The organism is Streptomyces sp. NPDC043861, from assembly GCF_056435905.1.
Genome location: NZ_JBWKDP010000005.1, coordinates 215170 through 230501 on the forward strand (window position 1 = coordinate 215170; position 15332 = coordinate 230501).

Genomic DNA, 15332 nt, shown 5'->3' on the forward strand with positions numbered 1-15332 from the left:
ACGCAACACGCGCCCCGCGCGGTGTCACATCCGGCGAAAGACTTCGGAGGACCTGCGGTGAACGAACTGCCGCAACAGCTGGTCAACGGCCTGCTACTCGGATCGATGTACGGGCTCGTCGCCATTGGCTACACAATGGTCTACGGCATTGTCCAGCTCATTAACTTCGCCCACGGCGAGATCTTCATGACCGGAGGCTTCGGTGCCCTCACGGTCTGGCTGATGCTCCCCTCGGGCACCACCATGTGGGTGGCCCTGCCGCTCATGATCATCGGCGCGATCATCGTCGCCACCACCATCGCGGTAGGAGCCGAACGCTTCGCCTACCGGCCACTGCGCAGCGCACCACGGCTCGCACCACTCATCACCGCCATCGGCCTCTCGCTCGCCCTCCAGCAGGCCGTATGGGCGTGGTACCCCGGAGCCAAGTCCTCCCTGACCTTCCCGGAGATCCCCGGCGGACCGTTCCACCTCGGCAATGTCACCATCCAGACCGGTGACGTCTTCCTGCTGATCGCGGCCCCGATCTCCATGGCAGTGCTCGGCTGGTTCGTCATGAAGACCCGCACCGGACGCGGCATGCAGGCCACCGCCCAGGACCCGGACACCGCCAAGCTCATGGGCATCAACACCGACCGCATCATCGTGGTCGCGTTCGCCCTCGGAGCCGCCTTCGCCGCCATCGGAGCCGTCGCGTACGGCCTCAAGTACGGCGAGGTCAACTTCAAGATGGGCTTCCTGCTCGGCCTCAAGGCCTTCACCGCCGCCGTCCTCGGTGGCATCGGCAACATCTACGGCGCCATGATCGGCGGCCTCGTCCTCGGCATCGCCGAGACCATGGCCACGGCCTTCATCAGTGACATCCCTGGTATGCAGCAGCTCGGCGGCCAGGCCTGGGCCGACGTCTGGGCGTTCGTACTCCTCATCCTCGTGCTGCTCTTCAGGCCCCAGGGTCTGCTGGGCGAGCGCGTGGCGGACAGGGCGTGATCAACATGACTACTGAGACCACCACCGCGGACACCCCGCGCACCTCGCCGGCCGACACACGCACCGGCCTCATCGCCCTGCCGCCCAACGTCGCACGGGCCACCGCCACCGCGGGCGGCGCACTCGCCGTCGCCTCCGCCTTCATGTCCTGGACCTGGACCGCCGCGTTCCCCGGCGACCTCACGGTCTACGGCTACCCCGGCGGACTCCAGTGGCTCGTCCTCATCGGCGGCGCCCTGACCGCCCTGTTCGGCCTCGCGTCGTACGGCGTCAAGGGCACCCGCTGGCTCGTCCCCGCCGGAGCCGACGCAGCCATCAAGCTCGCCGCCCTCGGCACCTTCGTGACCGCCTGGTACACGGTGCTCGCCATCAGCGCCCAGCTCGGCGGCCTCGTCAACCTCGAGCCGGGCGGCTTCGTCGCCGCCGCCGCCTCACTCGCCGCCCTCATCGGCGCGCTCGCGCTGCCGTTCGACCGGCCGGCCACCGAGCCCGCCGACCCCGAGGACACCGGCTTCGACCAGTTCAAGCACAACGCCGGCAACAAGTGGACGGTGACCAAGGCCGCCTTCGCGACCGGCACCCCCGCCCCGGCGCGCAAGCTCCCGGCCTACGCCGAGATCCTGATCCTCGCCGCGGTGCTCGCACTCGGACTGACCGTCTTCACCTACGGCATCGGCACCGAGTACGACGAGCTGTTCATCGGCTTCCTCATCACCGCCTGCTTCAGCTTCGCGGCCCTCAGCAAGGCGGGACTCGCGGCGCGCGTCTCGGCAATCGCCGCCCGCCACCGCAACGTGGCCATGGTCGGCGCCTTCGCCGCCGCCGCGGCCTTCCCCTTCACCCAGTCCGACGACCAGTACGCGACCATCGGCGTCAACATCCTGATCTTCGCCACCGTCGCCCTGGGCCTCAACATCGTCGTCGGCCTCGTCGGCCTGCTCGACCTCGGATACGTCGCCTTCCTCGGCGTCGGCGCCTACGCCGCCGCCATGGTCTCCGGCTCCCCGTCGTCCCCCTTCGGCCTCCACCTGCCGTTCTGGGCCGCCATCCTCATCGGCGCCGCCGCATCCATGGTCTTCGGCGTCCTCATCGGCGCCCCGACCCTGCGCCTGCGCGGCGACTACCTCGCCATCGTCACGCTCGGCTTCGGTGAGATCTTCCGTATCGCCGTCAACAACATGGACGGCACCTCGGGCCCCGACATCACCAACGGCTCCAACGGCATCTCGTCGATCCCGAACCTCACCATCTTCGGCTTCGACTTCGGCGCCGAGCACACGATCGCCGGGTTCACGATCGGCCGCTTCGCGAACTACTTCCTGCTCATGCTGCTGATCACGCTCGTCGTCGTGGTGGTCTTCCGCCGCAGCTCCGAGTCCCGCATCGGCCGCTCCTGGGTCGCCATCCGCGAGGACGAGACCGCCGCCGAAGCCATGGGCATCAACGGCTTCCGCGTCAAGCTCATCGCCTTCGCCCTCGGCGCCGCACTCGCCGGCCTCGCCGGCGCCGTCCAGGCCCACGTCACCTACACCGTGACCCCCGAGCAGTACCAGTTCGCCCACGTCGTACCGCCCAACTCGGCCTTCCTGCTCGCCGCGGTCGTCCTCGGCGGCATGGGCACCATCAGCGGTCCGCTCGTCGGCGGCGCACTGCTGTACCTCATCCCGAACAAGCTCCAGTTCATGGGTGAGTACCAGCTCTTCGCCTTCGGTGTCGCGCTCATCCTCCTGATGCGCTTCCGCCCCGAGGGCCTCATCCCCAACCGTCGCCGCCAGCTCGAGTTCCACGAGAACGAGGAAGCGCCCGCCACCCTCACCAAGGCAGGTGTCTGAACATGACCACCGACACCACCATGAAGGCGACCGCCCCCACGCCGACCGGCGAGACGGTCCTCGACGCGCGAGGCGTCACCATGCGGTTCGGCGGCCTCACCGCCGTACGCTCCGTCGACCTCACGGTCAAGAGCGGCGAGATCGTCGGTCTCATCGGCCCCAACGGCGCCGGCAAGACCACGTTCTTCAACTGCCTCACCGGCCTCTACATCCCCACCGAGGGCGAGGTCCGCTACAAGGGCACGGTCCTGCCGCCGAAATCCTTCAAGGTCACCGCGGCCGGCATCGCCCGCACGTTCCAGAACATCCGGCTCTTCAGCAACATGACCGTGCTGGAGAACGTGCTCGTCGGCCGTCACACCCGCACCAAGGAAGGCCTCTGGTCCGCCCTGCTGCGCGGCCCCGGCTTCCACAAGGCAGAAGAGGCCTCGCGCCAGAAGGCCATGGAACTCCTCGAGTTCATCGGCCTCGCGGGCAAGGCCGAACACCTCGCCCGCAACCTGCCCTACGGCGAACAACGCAAGCTGGAGATCGCCCGCGCGCTCGCCAGCGAGCCGGGCCTGCTCCTCCTCGACGAGCCCACCGCGGGCATGAACCCGCAGGAAACCCGGGCCACCGAGGAACTGGTCTTCGCGATCAGGGACATGGGCATCGCCGTCCTCGTCATCGAGCACGACATGCGCTTCATCTTCAACCTCTGCGACAGGGTCGCCGTACTCGTCCAGGGCCAGAAGCTCGTCGAGGGCGACAAGGAAACGGTGCAGAGCGACGAGCGCGTCGTCGCCGCGTACCTCGGCGAGCCCTTCGAGGGTGAGCCCGGCGAGGCAGAGGCCGCCGAAGTCGCCGAAGCCGAAGCAGCTGCCGCGGCAGAGGCAGAGGCCGCCACCGAGGCCACCGCCGAGGAAGACACCGCCGACACCGACGACGACCCGGCCCCGGCCGAGTCGGCCGACGAACCGGCCGCCGACGAGGCCGACTCGCCGGACGAGGCACAGGACGACGCGCCGGACGCCTCCACCGACGGTGACAGCGACAGCGACACCGCCCAGGCCTCCGGTTCTGGCAAGGAGAACGACTGATGACCGCACTTCTCGAGGTCGAGGACCTGCGCATCGCCTACGGCAAGATCGAGGCCGTCAAGGGCATCTCGTTCAAGGTCGAGGCGGGCGAGGTCGTCACCCTCATCGGCACCAACGGCGCCGGCAAGACCACCACCCTGCGCACACTCTCCGGACTGCTCAAGCCCGTGGGCGGGCAGATCAAGTTCAACGGAAAGTCGCTGCGCAAGACCCCGGCCCACCAGATCGTCTCGCTCGGGCTCGCCCACTCCCCCGAGGGGCGGCACATCTTCCCGCGCATGACGATCGAGGACAACCTGCTCCTCGGCGCCTTCCTCCGCAACGACAAGGAAGGCATCACCAAGGACGTCCAGCGCGCCTACGACCTCTTCCCCATCCTGGGCGAACGCAGGAAGCAGGCGGCAGGCACGCTCTCGGGCGGTGAGCAGCAGATGCTCGCGATGGGCCGGGCCCTGATGTCCCAGCCCAAGCTGCTGATGCTGGACGAGCCGTCGATGGGCCTCTCGCCGATCATGATGCAGAAGATCATGGCCACCATCGCGGAGCTCAAGGCCCAGGGCACCACCATTCTGCTCGTCGAGCAGAACGCCCAGGCCGCACTCTCCCTGGCCGACCAGGGTCACGTCATGGAGATCGGCAAGATCGTCCTGTCCGGCAACGGCCGGGACCTGCTCCACGACGAGTCGGTCCGCAAGGCCTACCTCGGCGAGGACTGACACCCACCGAATACCCGAGAGGCCCGCACCCCGAAAAGGGTGCGGGCCTCTCGCATGCACACGCCGGATGCCGGGCGAACGAACCCACACCGGACGCCGGCCGACTGACGCCGAGCGCGCCCTCGCCGTGCGTCGCCGACGAAACGGCAACCACCGACGGACCACCGTCCCGGCGGGCTACTGCCCCTTCGCGGCCTTCTTCTCCTCCGCGTCCTCGATGACCGCCTCGGCCACCTGCTGCATCGACAGCCGCCGGTCCATCGACGTCTTCTGGATCCACCGGAACGCCGCCGGCTCCGTCAGCCCGTACTGCGTCTGCAGAATGCTCTTCGCCCGGTCCACGAGCTTGCGCGTCTCCAGCCGCTGCGAGAGATCCGCGACCTCCTGCTCCAGCGCCTTCAGCTCCGCGAACCTCGACACCGCCATCTCGATGGCCGGCACCACGTCACTCTTGCTGAACGGCTTCACGAGATACGCCATCGCGCCCGCGTCCCTGGCCCGCTCGACCAGGTCGCGCTGCGAGAAGGCGGTCAGCATCAGCACCGGGGCGATCGACTCCTCGGCGATCTTCTCCGCGGCGGAGATCCCGTCGAGGATCGGCATCTTCACATCGAGGATGACGAGATCCGGCCGGTGCTCCCGCGCCAGCTCGACGGCTTTCTGCCCGTCCCCGGCCTCACCCACGACCGTGTAACCCTCTTCCTCGAGCATCTCTTTGAGGTCGAGGCGGATGAGGGCCTCGTCCTCGGCGATGACGACGCGGGTCGTCAGCGGCGGGACGTGCGACTTGTTGTCGTCGTCTGCGACGGGCTGGGGCGACTCGGGGGCGGTCACAGGGGCTCCTCGGTGCGGTCAGGTACTGCTGCCCATGAGCCTACCCAGCTGCGGTAAGGTGTACGGGCAGCGGGTCCTCGATGACCTTCGATTGCGCAAGCCCCGGTAGCCCAATTGGCAGCAGGCAATGGATTCAAAACCCATACAGTGTCGGTTCGAGTCCGACCCGGGGCACTTTTCCTTCAATTCCAAGGTCACGCCCGTTTTCGCGCAAATTCACCCGTCCTCGTGAAGAGCCCGCAGAGTGCGCCTCCCGTCACCGTCGACGAGGCAGACTCGCCCACGTGTACGACTTGGGGGTGCGCGCACAGGCCCTTGCGCTACTCGCCGCGGGGCGCAGCCTGAACTCCGTCAGCAAGGAGACGGGCGTTTCCAGGTCTGCCATTCGTGCCTGGAAGACGCGCAGCGAACCTCGGCCACGCCTCCTCGCCCAGGCCGCCCCGTGCCCAAGATGCCGGGTCGTCCCGGGCGCCCCCCACGACACGTCAGCGTATGCCTACTTACTGGCCCTCTACCTCGGTGACGGCTGCATCAGCGCCCAGCCCCGCGGCGGTCACCAGCTCCGCATCGCCTGCGCGGACGCCTGGCCGGGGCTGATCGACGCGTGCCGTACGGCGATCGCGCATGTGCGGCCCGAGGACAGCGTCCACCTCGTGCGGAAGCAGGGCTGCGTCATGGTCACCAGCTACGGCCGCCATTGGCCGTGCCTTTTCCCCCAACACGGCCCCGGCAGGAAGCACGAACGCCCCATCGCCCTCGAACCGTGGCAGCAGGACATCGTCGACGCCCACCCCTGGGAGTTCGTGCGGGGACTGGTCCATTCGGACGGGTGCCGGAACATGAACTGGACCACGCGCGTGGTGAGCGGGGTCCGGAAGCGGTACGAGTATCCGAGGTACTGGTTCACGAACGTGTCGGACGACATCCGGCTGCTCTACACGGACACCCTCGACCGGCTGGGTGTCGAGTGGAAGCGGTGCACCCGCGGCGGAAAGCCCTACAGCATCTCCGTCTCCCGGCGCGCCTCCGTCGCGTTGATGGACGCGCACATCGGGCCCAAGTACTGAGCGCGGGTGCCCTGCTGGCTCGAGGTCAGGTGTGGAGCAGCTGGTTGAAGAAGGACCGGTACTGCTGGAGTGCGACGCGCAGACCTTCGGTCTCGATCGTCTCGCCGCGGCTCCACTGGGACTCGAGGTCCTGCTTGTGGTCGGCGAAGGTCGCGGCCAGGGACTGGATGACTTCGGCGACGAGGGCGTCCGCGGCGCGGACGGAGTCCTGCGGGTCGTCGACGAAGGTGCCCTGGATCTGCTGCCAGCGGTCGCGGTAGTCGGCGGCGTCCCCGGGCGGGATGAGGGGCTGTGCGCTCTCGGGGGCGGGTTCTGCTGCCGTTGCCTGCTCCGGTGCGGCTGTCGGCTCTTCTGCCGTTGCCTGCCGGGTGGTTGACTGTTCGTCGGTTCCCAGGGCTTCGGGGACTTCGGCGGATTCGCTCCCTTCCGGGGTCCCGGGCACGGCCGTGGCCTCACCGGGGTAGGCGGGTGCGGGGGCGTCCTGGGTGCCGTGTTCTGCGGTGTCCTGCCTGGGGTGCGCGAGGTCCTCGGTGGTGAGGCCGCTGTCCGGCGGTGCGCTCCTCGTGGTTTCGCGGTTTCGCATGTCAACTCACCTCGTCGGCACGTGGGTTCAGGCTGCGTCGTGCCGTGTGTGTCGTGTGTGTCGCTGGGTTTGGGTGTTCTGGTCGCCGAGCAGCTCCTGGAAGAGGGCGCGGTAGTGGACCATGGCGCCGCGGAGTTCTTCGGTGGTCGCCGTGCCGTCCTTGTCGCGGAGGCTGATGTCGTGGGCGACGCGGTAGTGCTCCAGGGTGCGTCCGTGCTCCACGGAGAGGTCGCGCAGCTGCTGTTCGAAGCCTTCGGTGGGGTAGCCGCGCTCCTGCATGAGCCGGGTGACCAGGCGGTCGGCGTCGCTGACGCTCTGTCGTGGCTGGTCGACGAAGCGTTCCTGTGCGTCCTTCCAGTCGGCTGCGTACTGGTCGCGGGCTGCTGGTGCGAGTTCCTTGATGTCGAGTTTCTGGTGCCGTCGTTCCCGGGAACGCAGATCGCGTTCGGCGGAGAGCCGGCTGTCGCCTGCGTCGATGGTCCGGTCGTATTCGGGTCCGAACCGTTCCTGGAGGTGGCGTCGGCGCATGGTGACCCATACCCCCACTGCGATGAGGATCAGGAGGACCGCGATGGGGATGATGATGGCGAGGAGTGTTCCTGTGGACATCCGGACCTCCGTTTGTGTCCGTTGTCGGCGGGCCCTTGGTGCGGGGCCTCCTGTAGTCGCCGACTGCCCAGGAACTTTGTGGGCAAACCCGGTCAGGGGTGGCGGTAGTCGTCCTCGCCGATGTGGTGGATACGGACGAGGTTGGTGGTGCCGGCCACCCCGGGCGGGGAGCCGGCGGTGATGACGACGAGGTCGCCTTTGTCGCAGCGGCCGATTCTGAGGAGTTCTTCGTCGACTTGGGCGACCATGGCGTCGGTGGAGTCGGCCTGCGGTACGAGGAAGGTTTCGACGCCCCAGGTGAGGTTGAGCTGGGAGCGGGTGGCCGGGTCCGGGGTGAAGGCGAGCAGGGGGATCGGGGAGCGGTAGCGAGAGAGTCGGCGGAGGGTGTCGCCGGACTGGGTGAAGGCGACGAGGAATCTGGCGCCGAGGAAGTCGCCCATTTCGGCGGCGGCGCGGGCGACGGCTCCGCCTTGGGTGCGGGGTTTGTTGCGTTCGGTGAGCGGGGGGAGGCCCTTGGCGAGGACGTCTTCTTCGGCTGCTTCGACGATCCGCGACATGGTCGTGACCGTTGCGAGGGGGTATCTGCCGACGCTGGTCTCGCCGGAGAGCATCACGGCGTCGGTTCCGTCGATGATGGCGTTGGCGACGTCGGAGGCTTCGGCGCGGGTGGGCCGGGAGTTGTCGATCATCGAGTCGAGCATCTGGGTGGCGACGATGACCGGCTTTGCGTTGCGTTTGGCGAGTTTGATCGCGCGTTTCTGGACGATGGGTACCTGTTCCAGGGGCATCTCGACGCCGAGGTCGCCGCGGGCGACCATGATCCCGTCGAAGGCGGCGACGATGTCGTCGATGTTGTCGACGGCCTGGGGTTTTTCGATCTTCGCGATGACGGGGAGTCGTCGGCCTTCCTCGTCCATGATCCGGTGGACGTCGTCGATGTCGCTTCCGCTGCGTACGAAGGAGAGGGCGATGATGTCGGCGCCGGTTCTGATCGCCCAGCGGAGGTCTTCGACGTCCTTGTCGGAGAGTGCCGGGACGGAGACGGCGACGCCGGGGAGGTTGAGGCCCTTGTGGTCGGAGACGATGCCGCCTTCGATGACGGTGGTGTGGACGCGGGGGCCGTCGACCGCGGTGACTTCGAGGGTGACGCGGCCGTCGTCGACGAGGATGAGTTCTCCGGTGGTGACGTCGGCGGCGAGGCCGGAGTAGGTGGTTCCGCAGCTGTGGCGGTCACCTTCCATGGGCTCGACGGTGATGGTGAATTCATCGCCGCGTTCAAGCAGTACGGGGCCCTCGCGGAAGCGTCCGAGGCGGATCTTCGGACCTTGAAGGTCGGCGAGAATGCCGACGCTGCGGCCGATTTCGTCGGAGGCCTTGCGGACGTGCTGGTAGCGCTCCTCGTGCTCGGCGTAGGTGCCGTGGCTGAGGTTGAATCGGGCAACGTCCATTCCGGCCTCGACCAGTGCCTTGATCTGGTCGTACGAGTCGGTGGCGGGGCCCAGTGTGCAGACGATCTTTGCTCGGCGCATGGTTCGAGCCTAAGACCTACCGGCCGGTAGTGAATTGGATGCACATGACCACTCAACAACCTTTGAGTGAAGGGCTATTGACAAGTATTGAATTGTGCAGGGGGTCGCTCTTCTGAGCAATTCAACGGACGGGGCACTGCGTGCCTCAAAGCTGCGGGGGCGTCATGGTGAACCGTGCATTGACCTGGGCGCAGACCGTTTGGCGCTGGGGCTCGAGGTCGAGCGAAGGGGCGGATTCGGGGGCTGCGCCGGCGTAGGCCGCGGAACGCATGGCACCGGGTGCCGGAGGCATGCCGTAGGAGGCGGGGGTTTCCGCGCCCAGGTCGGCGAGTTCGACGAGGGCGGCGAGACGGGATCCGAGGGCTTCGGCGTATTCGCGGGCTCGCTGGACGGCTTCGAGGACGGCCTGGCGACGGGCCTCGCCGTGGGCCGGCGAGTCGGGGCGCAGTGACCACCACGGTCCGTCCACACGGGTGAGTTCCTGGTCGGCGAGGCGGGTGGTGAGTTCGCCGAGTGCGGTGAAGTCGTTCAGCACGGCCGTGATGTGGACTCGTCCGTGGTAGGCCCGGACACGTTCGCCCCGGCCGTGCCTGGCGAGTTCCGGGCTGATGGAGAAGGCGCCGGTCTCGAGCTTCTCGATCGCCTCGCCGTAGGACTTGATCAGGTCGAGTGCGGCTCCGTTGCGGGTGGTCAGGTCCTGCAGCGCGCTGCGCCGGTCCGTTCCGCGTGCGCTGACGGTCACCCCGATCCTGGCGATCTCGGGGTCCACCTCCAGCCGTGCTTCGCCGCGCACCGCCACCCGTGGCGTCTCGGGTGTCCCGAAAGGTGCCGGTACCGGTGCATCGGTGCTCATGGTGGGCTCCCTCACTTCGTTCGCCTGTGGCCTCGAATCACTTTCGCATGTGGTCGCGCTGCGCCAGAATCTACGCGCGTTGTGCACTGACGAGGGAGATCACATGCCGCTGAATCGCAGGACGTTCCTCGGCCGTTCGGCCGCCGCCGGGGCCGGTGCGGCCGTCGCCGGGAGCGTTGCCGTGCCCGCTCAGGCACACGGCCGCAGAGAACGGAGGAAGCGGTACTCATTCACTGTCATGGGCACGACCGACCTCCATGGCAATGTCTTCAACTGGGACTACTTCACGGACAAGGAGTTCGACGACAAGAACCACAACGACGTCGGCCTGGCGAAGATCTCGACCCTCGTCAAGCAGGTCAGGCAGGAGAAGGGGCGGCGCAACACGCTGCTCATCGACGCCGGTGACACCATCCAGGGCACCCAGCTCTCGTACTACTACGCCAAGGTCGACCCGATCACCGCCCGTCGCGGTCCGGTCCACCCCATGGCGCAGGCCATGAACGCCATCGGATACGACGCGGCCGCCCTCGGCAACCACGAGTTCAACTACGGCATACCGGTCCTTCGCAAGTTCGAGGAGCAGTGCGACTTCCCGCTCCTCGGCGCCAATGCCCTCGACGCGAAGACACTCCGGCCCGCCTTCCCGCCGTACAGCATGCACCGGCTGTGCACCCCGCACGGCAGGGATGTGAAGGTCGCGGTTCTCGGGCTCACCAACCCGGGCATCGCCATCTGGGACAAGGCCAATGTCAGCGGCCGGATGGTGTTCCCCGGGCTCGAGGAGCAGGCGGCGAAGTGGGTGCCGAAGCTGCGTTCGATGGGTGCGGACGTCGTCATCGTCTCGGCCCACTCCGGCTCCAGCGGCACCTCGTCCTACGGTGACCAGCTGCCGTACATCGAGAACGCCGCGGCGCTCGTCGCCGAGCAGGTTCCGGGCATCGACGCGATCCTGGTCGGGCACGCGCACACCGAGATCGTCGAGTACTTCGTCACCAACAAGCAGACCGGCAAGCAGGTGGTCCTGTCCGAGCCGCTGAAGTGGGGCCAGCGCCTCACCCTCTTCGACTTCGAGCTCGTGTGGGAGAAGGGGTGCTGGAGCGTCGAGAAGGTGGGTGCGAAGGTCCTCAACTCCAACACCGTGGCGGAGGACCCGGCGATCGCGGGCCTCCTCGGGGACGAGCACAAGAAGGTCGTCGCCTACGTCAACCAGGTCATCGGCACCTCCACCGCCGCCATGGCCACGGCCGATGCGCCGTGGAAGGACGAGCCGATCATCGACCTGATCAACCAGGTCCAGGCCGAGACGGTGAAGGCGGCACTGGCCGGCGGGCAGTACGCGGCCCTGCCGGTGCTCTCGCAGGCGTCGTGCTTCTCGCGTACGGCGGCCATTCCGGCCGGACAGGTGACCATCAGGGACGCCGCAGGGCTCTACCCGTTCGAGAACACGCTGGAGGCCCGGCTGCTGACCGGTGCCCAGCTGAAGGACTATCTGGAGTACTCGGCCAGGTACTACGTCCAGACGCCGGCCGGTGCGCCGGTGGACACGGCCAAGCTGACGAACGCCGACGGCATCCCGGACTACAACTACGACGCCGTCTCGGGGCTGACGTACGAGATCGACATCGCGAAGCCGGCCGGGTCGCGCATCGTGGGTCTGTCGTTCGACGGCAAGCCGATCGACCCGGCGGGGCAGTTCGTGCTCGCGGTGAACAACTACCGTGCGAGCGGCGGCGGTGCGTTCCCGCACGTCGCGAAGGCGCAGCAGCTGTGGGCCAATTCGGACGAGATCCGCAACACGATCATTCAGTGGGTGACGACGAAGGGCACGGTGGATCCGGCCGCATTCGCGTCCGTGGGCTGGAAGCTGACCCGCGACGGCGCTCCGGTGTTCTAGGGTCTTTCGTTTGGATCGGGATGGATCGGTGAGCGGGGTCCGGTGCGTGCGATCGCCCGGCGGAGGAAGGAGCCCACGCGGAGCGTGGGCGACCGACGACAACGCGGCGAGCGTACGCACCGGGGCACACGAGCCCGGCACGATCCGAACGAGAGGCCCTGGATCCTGCCCGGGCGCTGGTGCCCTGACCGTCGCGGTCCACGCGAAGGCCTCCGTGCGAGAGGGAGATCCCGGATCCCCGACGCACGGGGGCCTTGGTGCTCGAACGCCCCGCGCGCCCTGGCCGGTTTCGCACCGGGCATCCCCGCTCCGTACTGCAAAGCCGGTTTGATTGCTGCCGGTTGAGCACGGTGCGGGTCCGGGTGACGGCGGCGCTCCGTGCCTGCGGCCGGCGCTGCGCCCCGTCGCCCTGCCGTCAGTTCCTCCGGGCCGCCGCGTCCTGCAGGGGGGTGAGCGGCGGGTTCTGGCCGGGGATGCCGGGTGCCTCCCGCCGTTCCAGGCCGAAGCTGGTGAAGGCGGTGCGGCGGGGCAGCGGGTAGGGCTCCTTGCCGGTGAGGGAGTTGAGGATGGTCGCGCTGCGCCAGGCGGCGAGACCGAGGTCGGGGGAGCCGACCCCGTGTGTGTGCCGTTCCGCGTTCTGGACGTAGACCGAACCGGTGACCAGGGGGTCGAGGACGAGGCGGAACTGGTCGTCGACCCGGGGGCGTTCGGAGGAGTCCCGGCGCATGTAGGGGTCCAGTCCGGCGAGGATCCGGTCGAGCGGCCGCTCGCGGTAGCCGGTGGCCAGGACGACGGCGTCGGTGACGAGGCGGGACCGGGTGCCCTGTGCGAGGTGCTCCAGGTGCAGCTCGACCTTGGTGGTGGCGACACGGCCCGCGGTGCGTACCTGGACGCCGGGGGTGAGGACGGCGTCGGGCCAGCCGCCGTGCAGGGTGCGGCGGTAGAGCTCGTCGTGGATGGCGGCGATGGTGTCGGCGTCGATGCCCTTGTGGAGCTGCCACTGCTGCGGGACGAGCCCGTCCCGTACGGCCTCGGGCAGAGCGTGGAAGTAGCGGGTGTAGTCGGGTGTGAAGTGCTCCAGGCCGAGCTTCGAGTACTCCATGGGGGCGAAGGCCTCGGTGCGGGCCAGCCAGTGGATCTTCTCGGCTCCGGCGGGGCGGCTGCGCAGGAGGTCGAGGAAGACCTCGGCACCCGACTGGCCGGATCCGATGACGGTGATGTGCTCGGCGGCGAGGAGCTGCTCGCGGTGCTCTAGGTAGTGGGCGGAGTGCAGCACCGGGACGGCCGGAGCCTCGACGAGGGGCTTCAGCGGCTCGGGGACGAAGGGTTCGGTGCCGATGCCGAGAGCGATGTGGCGGGCGTATGCCCGGCCGAGTGACTCCGCTCCCCCACAGGGGTCGAGCCGGGTGAAGTCGACCTCGAACAAGGACCGTTCGGGGTTCCAGCGGACGGCGTCGACCTGGTGGCCGAAGTGGAGTCCGGGGAGCATGCCGCTGACCCAGCGGCAGTACGCGTCGTACTCGGCGCGCTGGATGTGGAACTTCTCGGCGAAGTAGAAAGGGAAGAGCCGGTCCCGGGCCTTGAGGTAGTTCAGGAAGGACCAAGGGCTCACGGGGTCGGCGAGGGTCACCAGATCGGCGAGGAAAGGCACTTGGAGGGTGGCGCCGTCGATGAGCAGTCCGGGGTGCCAGTGGAAGGCGGGGCGCTGCTCGTAGAAGGCCGCGGCGATGGCGCCCGGTCCCTCTGCGGACCGTATTCCCTGCGCGAGCGCGGCCAGGGAAAGGTTGAACGGCCCGATGCCGATGCCGACCAGGTCGTGGGGCCGGTCGGGGTCGTGGGGCCGGTCGGGGTCGTGGGCGTCGGGGGCGGGCGTGCCGTTCATCGGGCGATGCTGCCTTCCACAAGTGCGATGAGGGTGTCGAGGTCGCCGGGGCCTGCGTGCGGGTTGAGCAGCGTGGCCTTGAGCCAGAGACGGTCGTCGGCGCGGGCACGGCCGAGGACGGCCCGGCCCTGGTGGAGGAGTGTGCGGCGGATGCCGGCGACGGTGTCGTCGCTCGCTCCGCGCGGGCGGAAGAGGACGGTCGAGAGGACGGGCCGTTCGTGGAGCTCCAGCCCGGGGTGGTTCTCCACGAGGCCGGCGAAGTCCTGGGCGGTGGCGAGGATGCGGTCGATGAGTCCGGCGAGGCCGCTGCGGCCGATGGCACGGAGGGTGACGGCGGTCTTGAGGATGTCGGGGCGCCGGGTCGTCCGGAGGGAACGGCCGAGGAGGTCGGGGATTCCCGCTCGGGTGTCGTCGTCGGCGTTCAGATAGTCGGCGGTGTGGGCGAGGGGGGCGAGCAGGGTGTCGTCGGCGACGGCGAGGACCCCTGCGGCGACCGGCTGCCAGCCCAGTTTGTGCAGGTCGAGCGTGACGGTCCGGGCGCGGTCGAGGCCCTGGAGCAGATGGCGGTGGCGGGGGCTGAAGAGCACCATTCCGCCGTAGGCGGCGTCGATGTGGAGCTCTGCTCCGTGCCGTTCGCAGACGTCGGCGATGTCGGGGAGCGGGTCGATGAGACCCGCGTCGGTGGTGCCGGCGGTGGCGGTGACGAGTACGGGGCCGTGCAGCCGCCCGAGGGTGTCGTCGAGCGCGGCGGGATCGGTGGTGCCGCCGGGTGCGGGGACGGTGACCGGTGGGGGGAGGCCGAGCAGCCAGGCGGCGCGGCCGACGCTGTGGTGGGTGTGGGGGCCGCAGACGGCCCGGACGGGGCCGTGGCGCTCGCGGGCGAGGAGGAGGGCGAGCTGGTTCGCCTCGGTGCCGCCGGAGGTGACGACGGCGTCGGGGCGGGCGGCGTGCGGATACACCTCGGCGGCCAGCGCCCGGGTGACCTCGGTCTCCAGGGCCGATGCGGCGGGTGCCTGGTCCCAGGAGTCCATCGAGGGGTTGAGTGCGGATGCGGCGAGGTCGGCGGCGACGGCGAGTGCGAGGGGCGGGGTGTGCAGATGGGCGGCGCACAGCGGGTCGGCCGGGTCGGACGCGCCGCCGGCCAGGAGGCGCACGAGCACCCGAAGGGCTTCGTCGGCTCCGGTGCCGTGCTCGGGGATCACGGGGGCGACGGTTTCCCGTACTCCCCGGTCCACCGCCTCGGGCCCGCCGGACGGCAGCGGTCCGCCGCGGGCGGCCGCGCCGTCCCTCAACGCGTCGAGCACGACGGCCAGAAGGGGCCGCAGGGCGTCGTGCCCGGCGGCCCCTCCGGCCAGGGGCGGGATGGTCATACGGACGGGTCCTTCTGGTGTGCGGACGGCTGCACCAGAGTGACTCGTCCCCGCCCGCACCACTCGGCGTCCGGATGTTCTCAACCCGAAAGGG

General features: G+C 68.9%; 13 protein-coding genes and 1 tRNA gene. 7 read left to right on the forward strand and 7 right to left on the reverse strand.

What is annotated here, in order from left to right; all coding sequences use genetic code 11:
* The first annotated feature begins 57 nt into the window (after positions 1-57).
* Genes AC068D_RS14505 through AC068D_RS14520 form a run of 4 tightly spaced genes read left to right on the forward strand, consistent with a single transcriptional unit; the run spans position 58 to position 4614 of the window.
* Positions 58-987, forward strand: coding sequence for a branched-chain amino acid ABC transporter permease (locus tag AC068D_RS14505; protein WP_478823339.1), 930 nt, complete (start codon positions 58-60; stop codon positions 985-987).
* A 5-nt stretch (positions 988-992) separates the two neighbouring features.
* Entirely contained in the window at positions 993-2819 is a 1827-nt protein-coding gene (locus AC068D_RS14510; RefSeq protein ID WP_478823340.1) for a branched-chain amino acid ABC transporter permease, read from the forward strand.
* Between the two features lie 2 nt (positions 2820-2821).
* A complete protein-coding gene (locus AC068D_RS14515; RefSeq protein WP_478823341.1) occupies positions 2822-3898 on the forward strand; it encodes an ABC transporter ATP-binding protein in 1077 nt (358 codons plus the stop codon).
* Positions 3898-4614, forward strand: coding sequence for an ABC transporter ATP-binding protein (locus tag AC068D_RS14520; protein WP_478823342.1), 717 nt, complete (start codon positions 3898-3900; stop codon positions 4612-4614). Before AC068D_RS14515 ends, AC068D_RS14520 begins: the two co-directional genes overlap by 1 nt.
* A 177-nt stretch (positions 4615-4791) precedes the next feature.
* On the opposite strand, the gene AC068D_RS14525 is transcribed toward AC068D_RS14520, so the two are convergent.
* The gene (locus AC068D_RS14525; protein ID WP_478823343.1) at positions 4792-5448 is read right to left on the reverse strand and encodes an ANTAR domain-containing response regulator; all 657 of its coding nucleotides are present in this window, start codon (positions 5446-5448) and stop codon (positions 4792-4794) included.
* 99 nt (positions 5449-5547) lie between these two features.
* Between AC068D_RS14525 and AC068D_RS14530 the strand changes: the two genes are divergently transcribed.
* Both AC068D_RS14530 and AC068D_RS14535 read left to right on the forward strand, forming a co-directional pair.
* A tRNA-Leu gene (locus AC068D_RS14530) sits at positions 5548-5622 on the forward strand.
* Positions 5623-5732: 110 nt separating this feature from the next.
* Positions 5733-6515, forward strand: coding sequence for a transcriptional regulator (locus AC068D_RS14535; RefSeq protein WP_478823344.1), 783 nt, complete (start codon positions 5733-5735; stop codon positions 6513-6515).
* A gap of 25 nt (positions 6516-6540) precedes the next feature.
* Here the strand turns inward: AC068D_RS14535 and AC068D_RS14540 are convergent, their stop codons facing one another.
* The 4 genes from AC068D_RS14540 to AC068D_RS14555 all read right to left on the reverse strand — a co-directional run bounded on the left by AC068D_RS14540 (position 6541) and on the right by AC068D_RS14555 (position 10089).
* Entirely contained in the window at positions 6541-7098 is a 558-nt protein-coding gene (locus tag AC068D_RS14540; protein ID WP_478823345.1) for a hypothetical protein, read from the reverse strand.
* Between the two features lie 27 nt (positions 7099-7125).
* Positions 7126-7707 (reverse strand): hypothetical protein, encoded by a 582-nt coding sequence (locus AC068D_RS14545; RefSeq protein WP_478823346.1) that lies wholly within the window; start codon positions 7705-7707, stop codon positions 7126-7128.
* A gap of 92 nt (positions 7708-7799) precedes the next feature.
* Complete coding sequence (gene pyk / locus AC068D_RS14550) at positions 7800-9236, reverse strand: pyruvate kinase (RefSeq protein WP_478823347.1); 1437 nt, start codon at positions 9234-9236, stop codon at positions 7800-7802.
* A gap of 145 nt (positions 9237-9381) precedes the next feature.
* Entirely contained in the window at positions 9382-10089 is a 708-nt protein-coding gene (locus AC068D_RS14555; RefSeq protein ID WP_478823348.1) for an SIMPL domain-containing protein, read from the reverse strand.
* Positions 10090-10192: 103 nt separating this feature from the next.
* On the opposite strand from AC068D_RS14555, the gene AC068D_RS14560 reads away from it, so the two are divergent.
* Complete coding sequence (locus AC068D_RS14560) at positions 10193-11986, forward strand: bifunctional metallophosphatase/5'-nucleotidase (RefSeq protein WP_478823349.1); 1794 nt, start codon at positions 10193-10195, stop codon at positions 11984-11986.
* Between the two features lie 415 nt (positions 11987-12401).
* On the opposite strand, the gene AC068D_RS14565 is transcribed toward AC068D_RS14560, so the two are convergent.
* A complete protein-coding gene (locus tag AC068D_RS14565) occupies positions 12402-13868 on the reverse strand; it encodes a lysine N(6)-hydroxylase/L-ornithine N(5)-oxygenase family protein (RefSeq protein ID WP_478823350.1) in 1467 nt (488 codons plus the stop codon).
* On the reverse strand, positions 13865-15238 hold the full coding sequence (locus AC068D_RS14570) for a pyridoxal phosphate-dependent decarboxylase family protein (protein WP_478823351.1): 1374 nt from the start codon (positions 15236-15238) through the stop codon (positions 13865-13867). The genes AC068D_RS14565 and AC068D_RS14570 overlap by 4 nt, the downstream gene beginning before the upstream one ends.
* Positions 15239-15332: the final 94 nt, after the last annotated feature.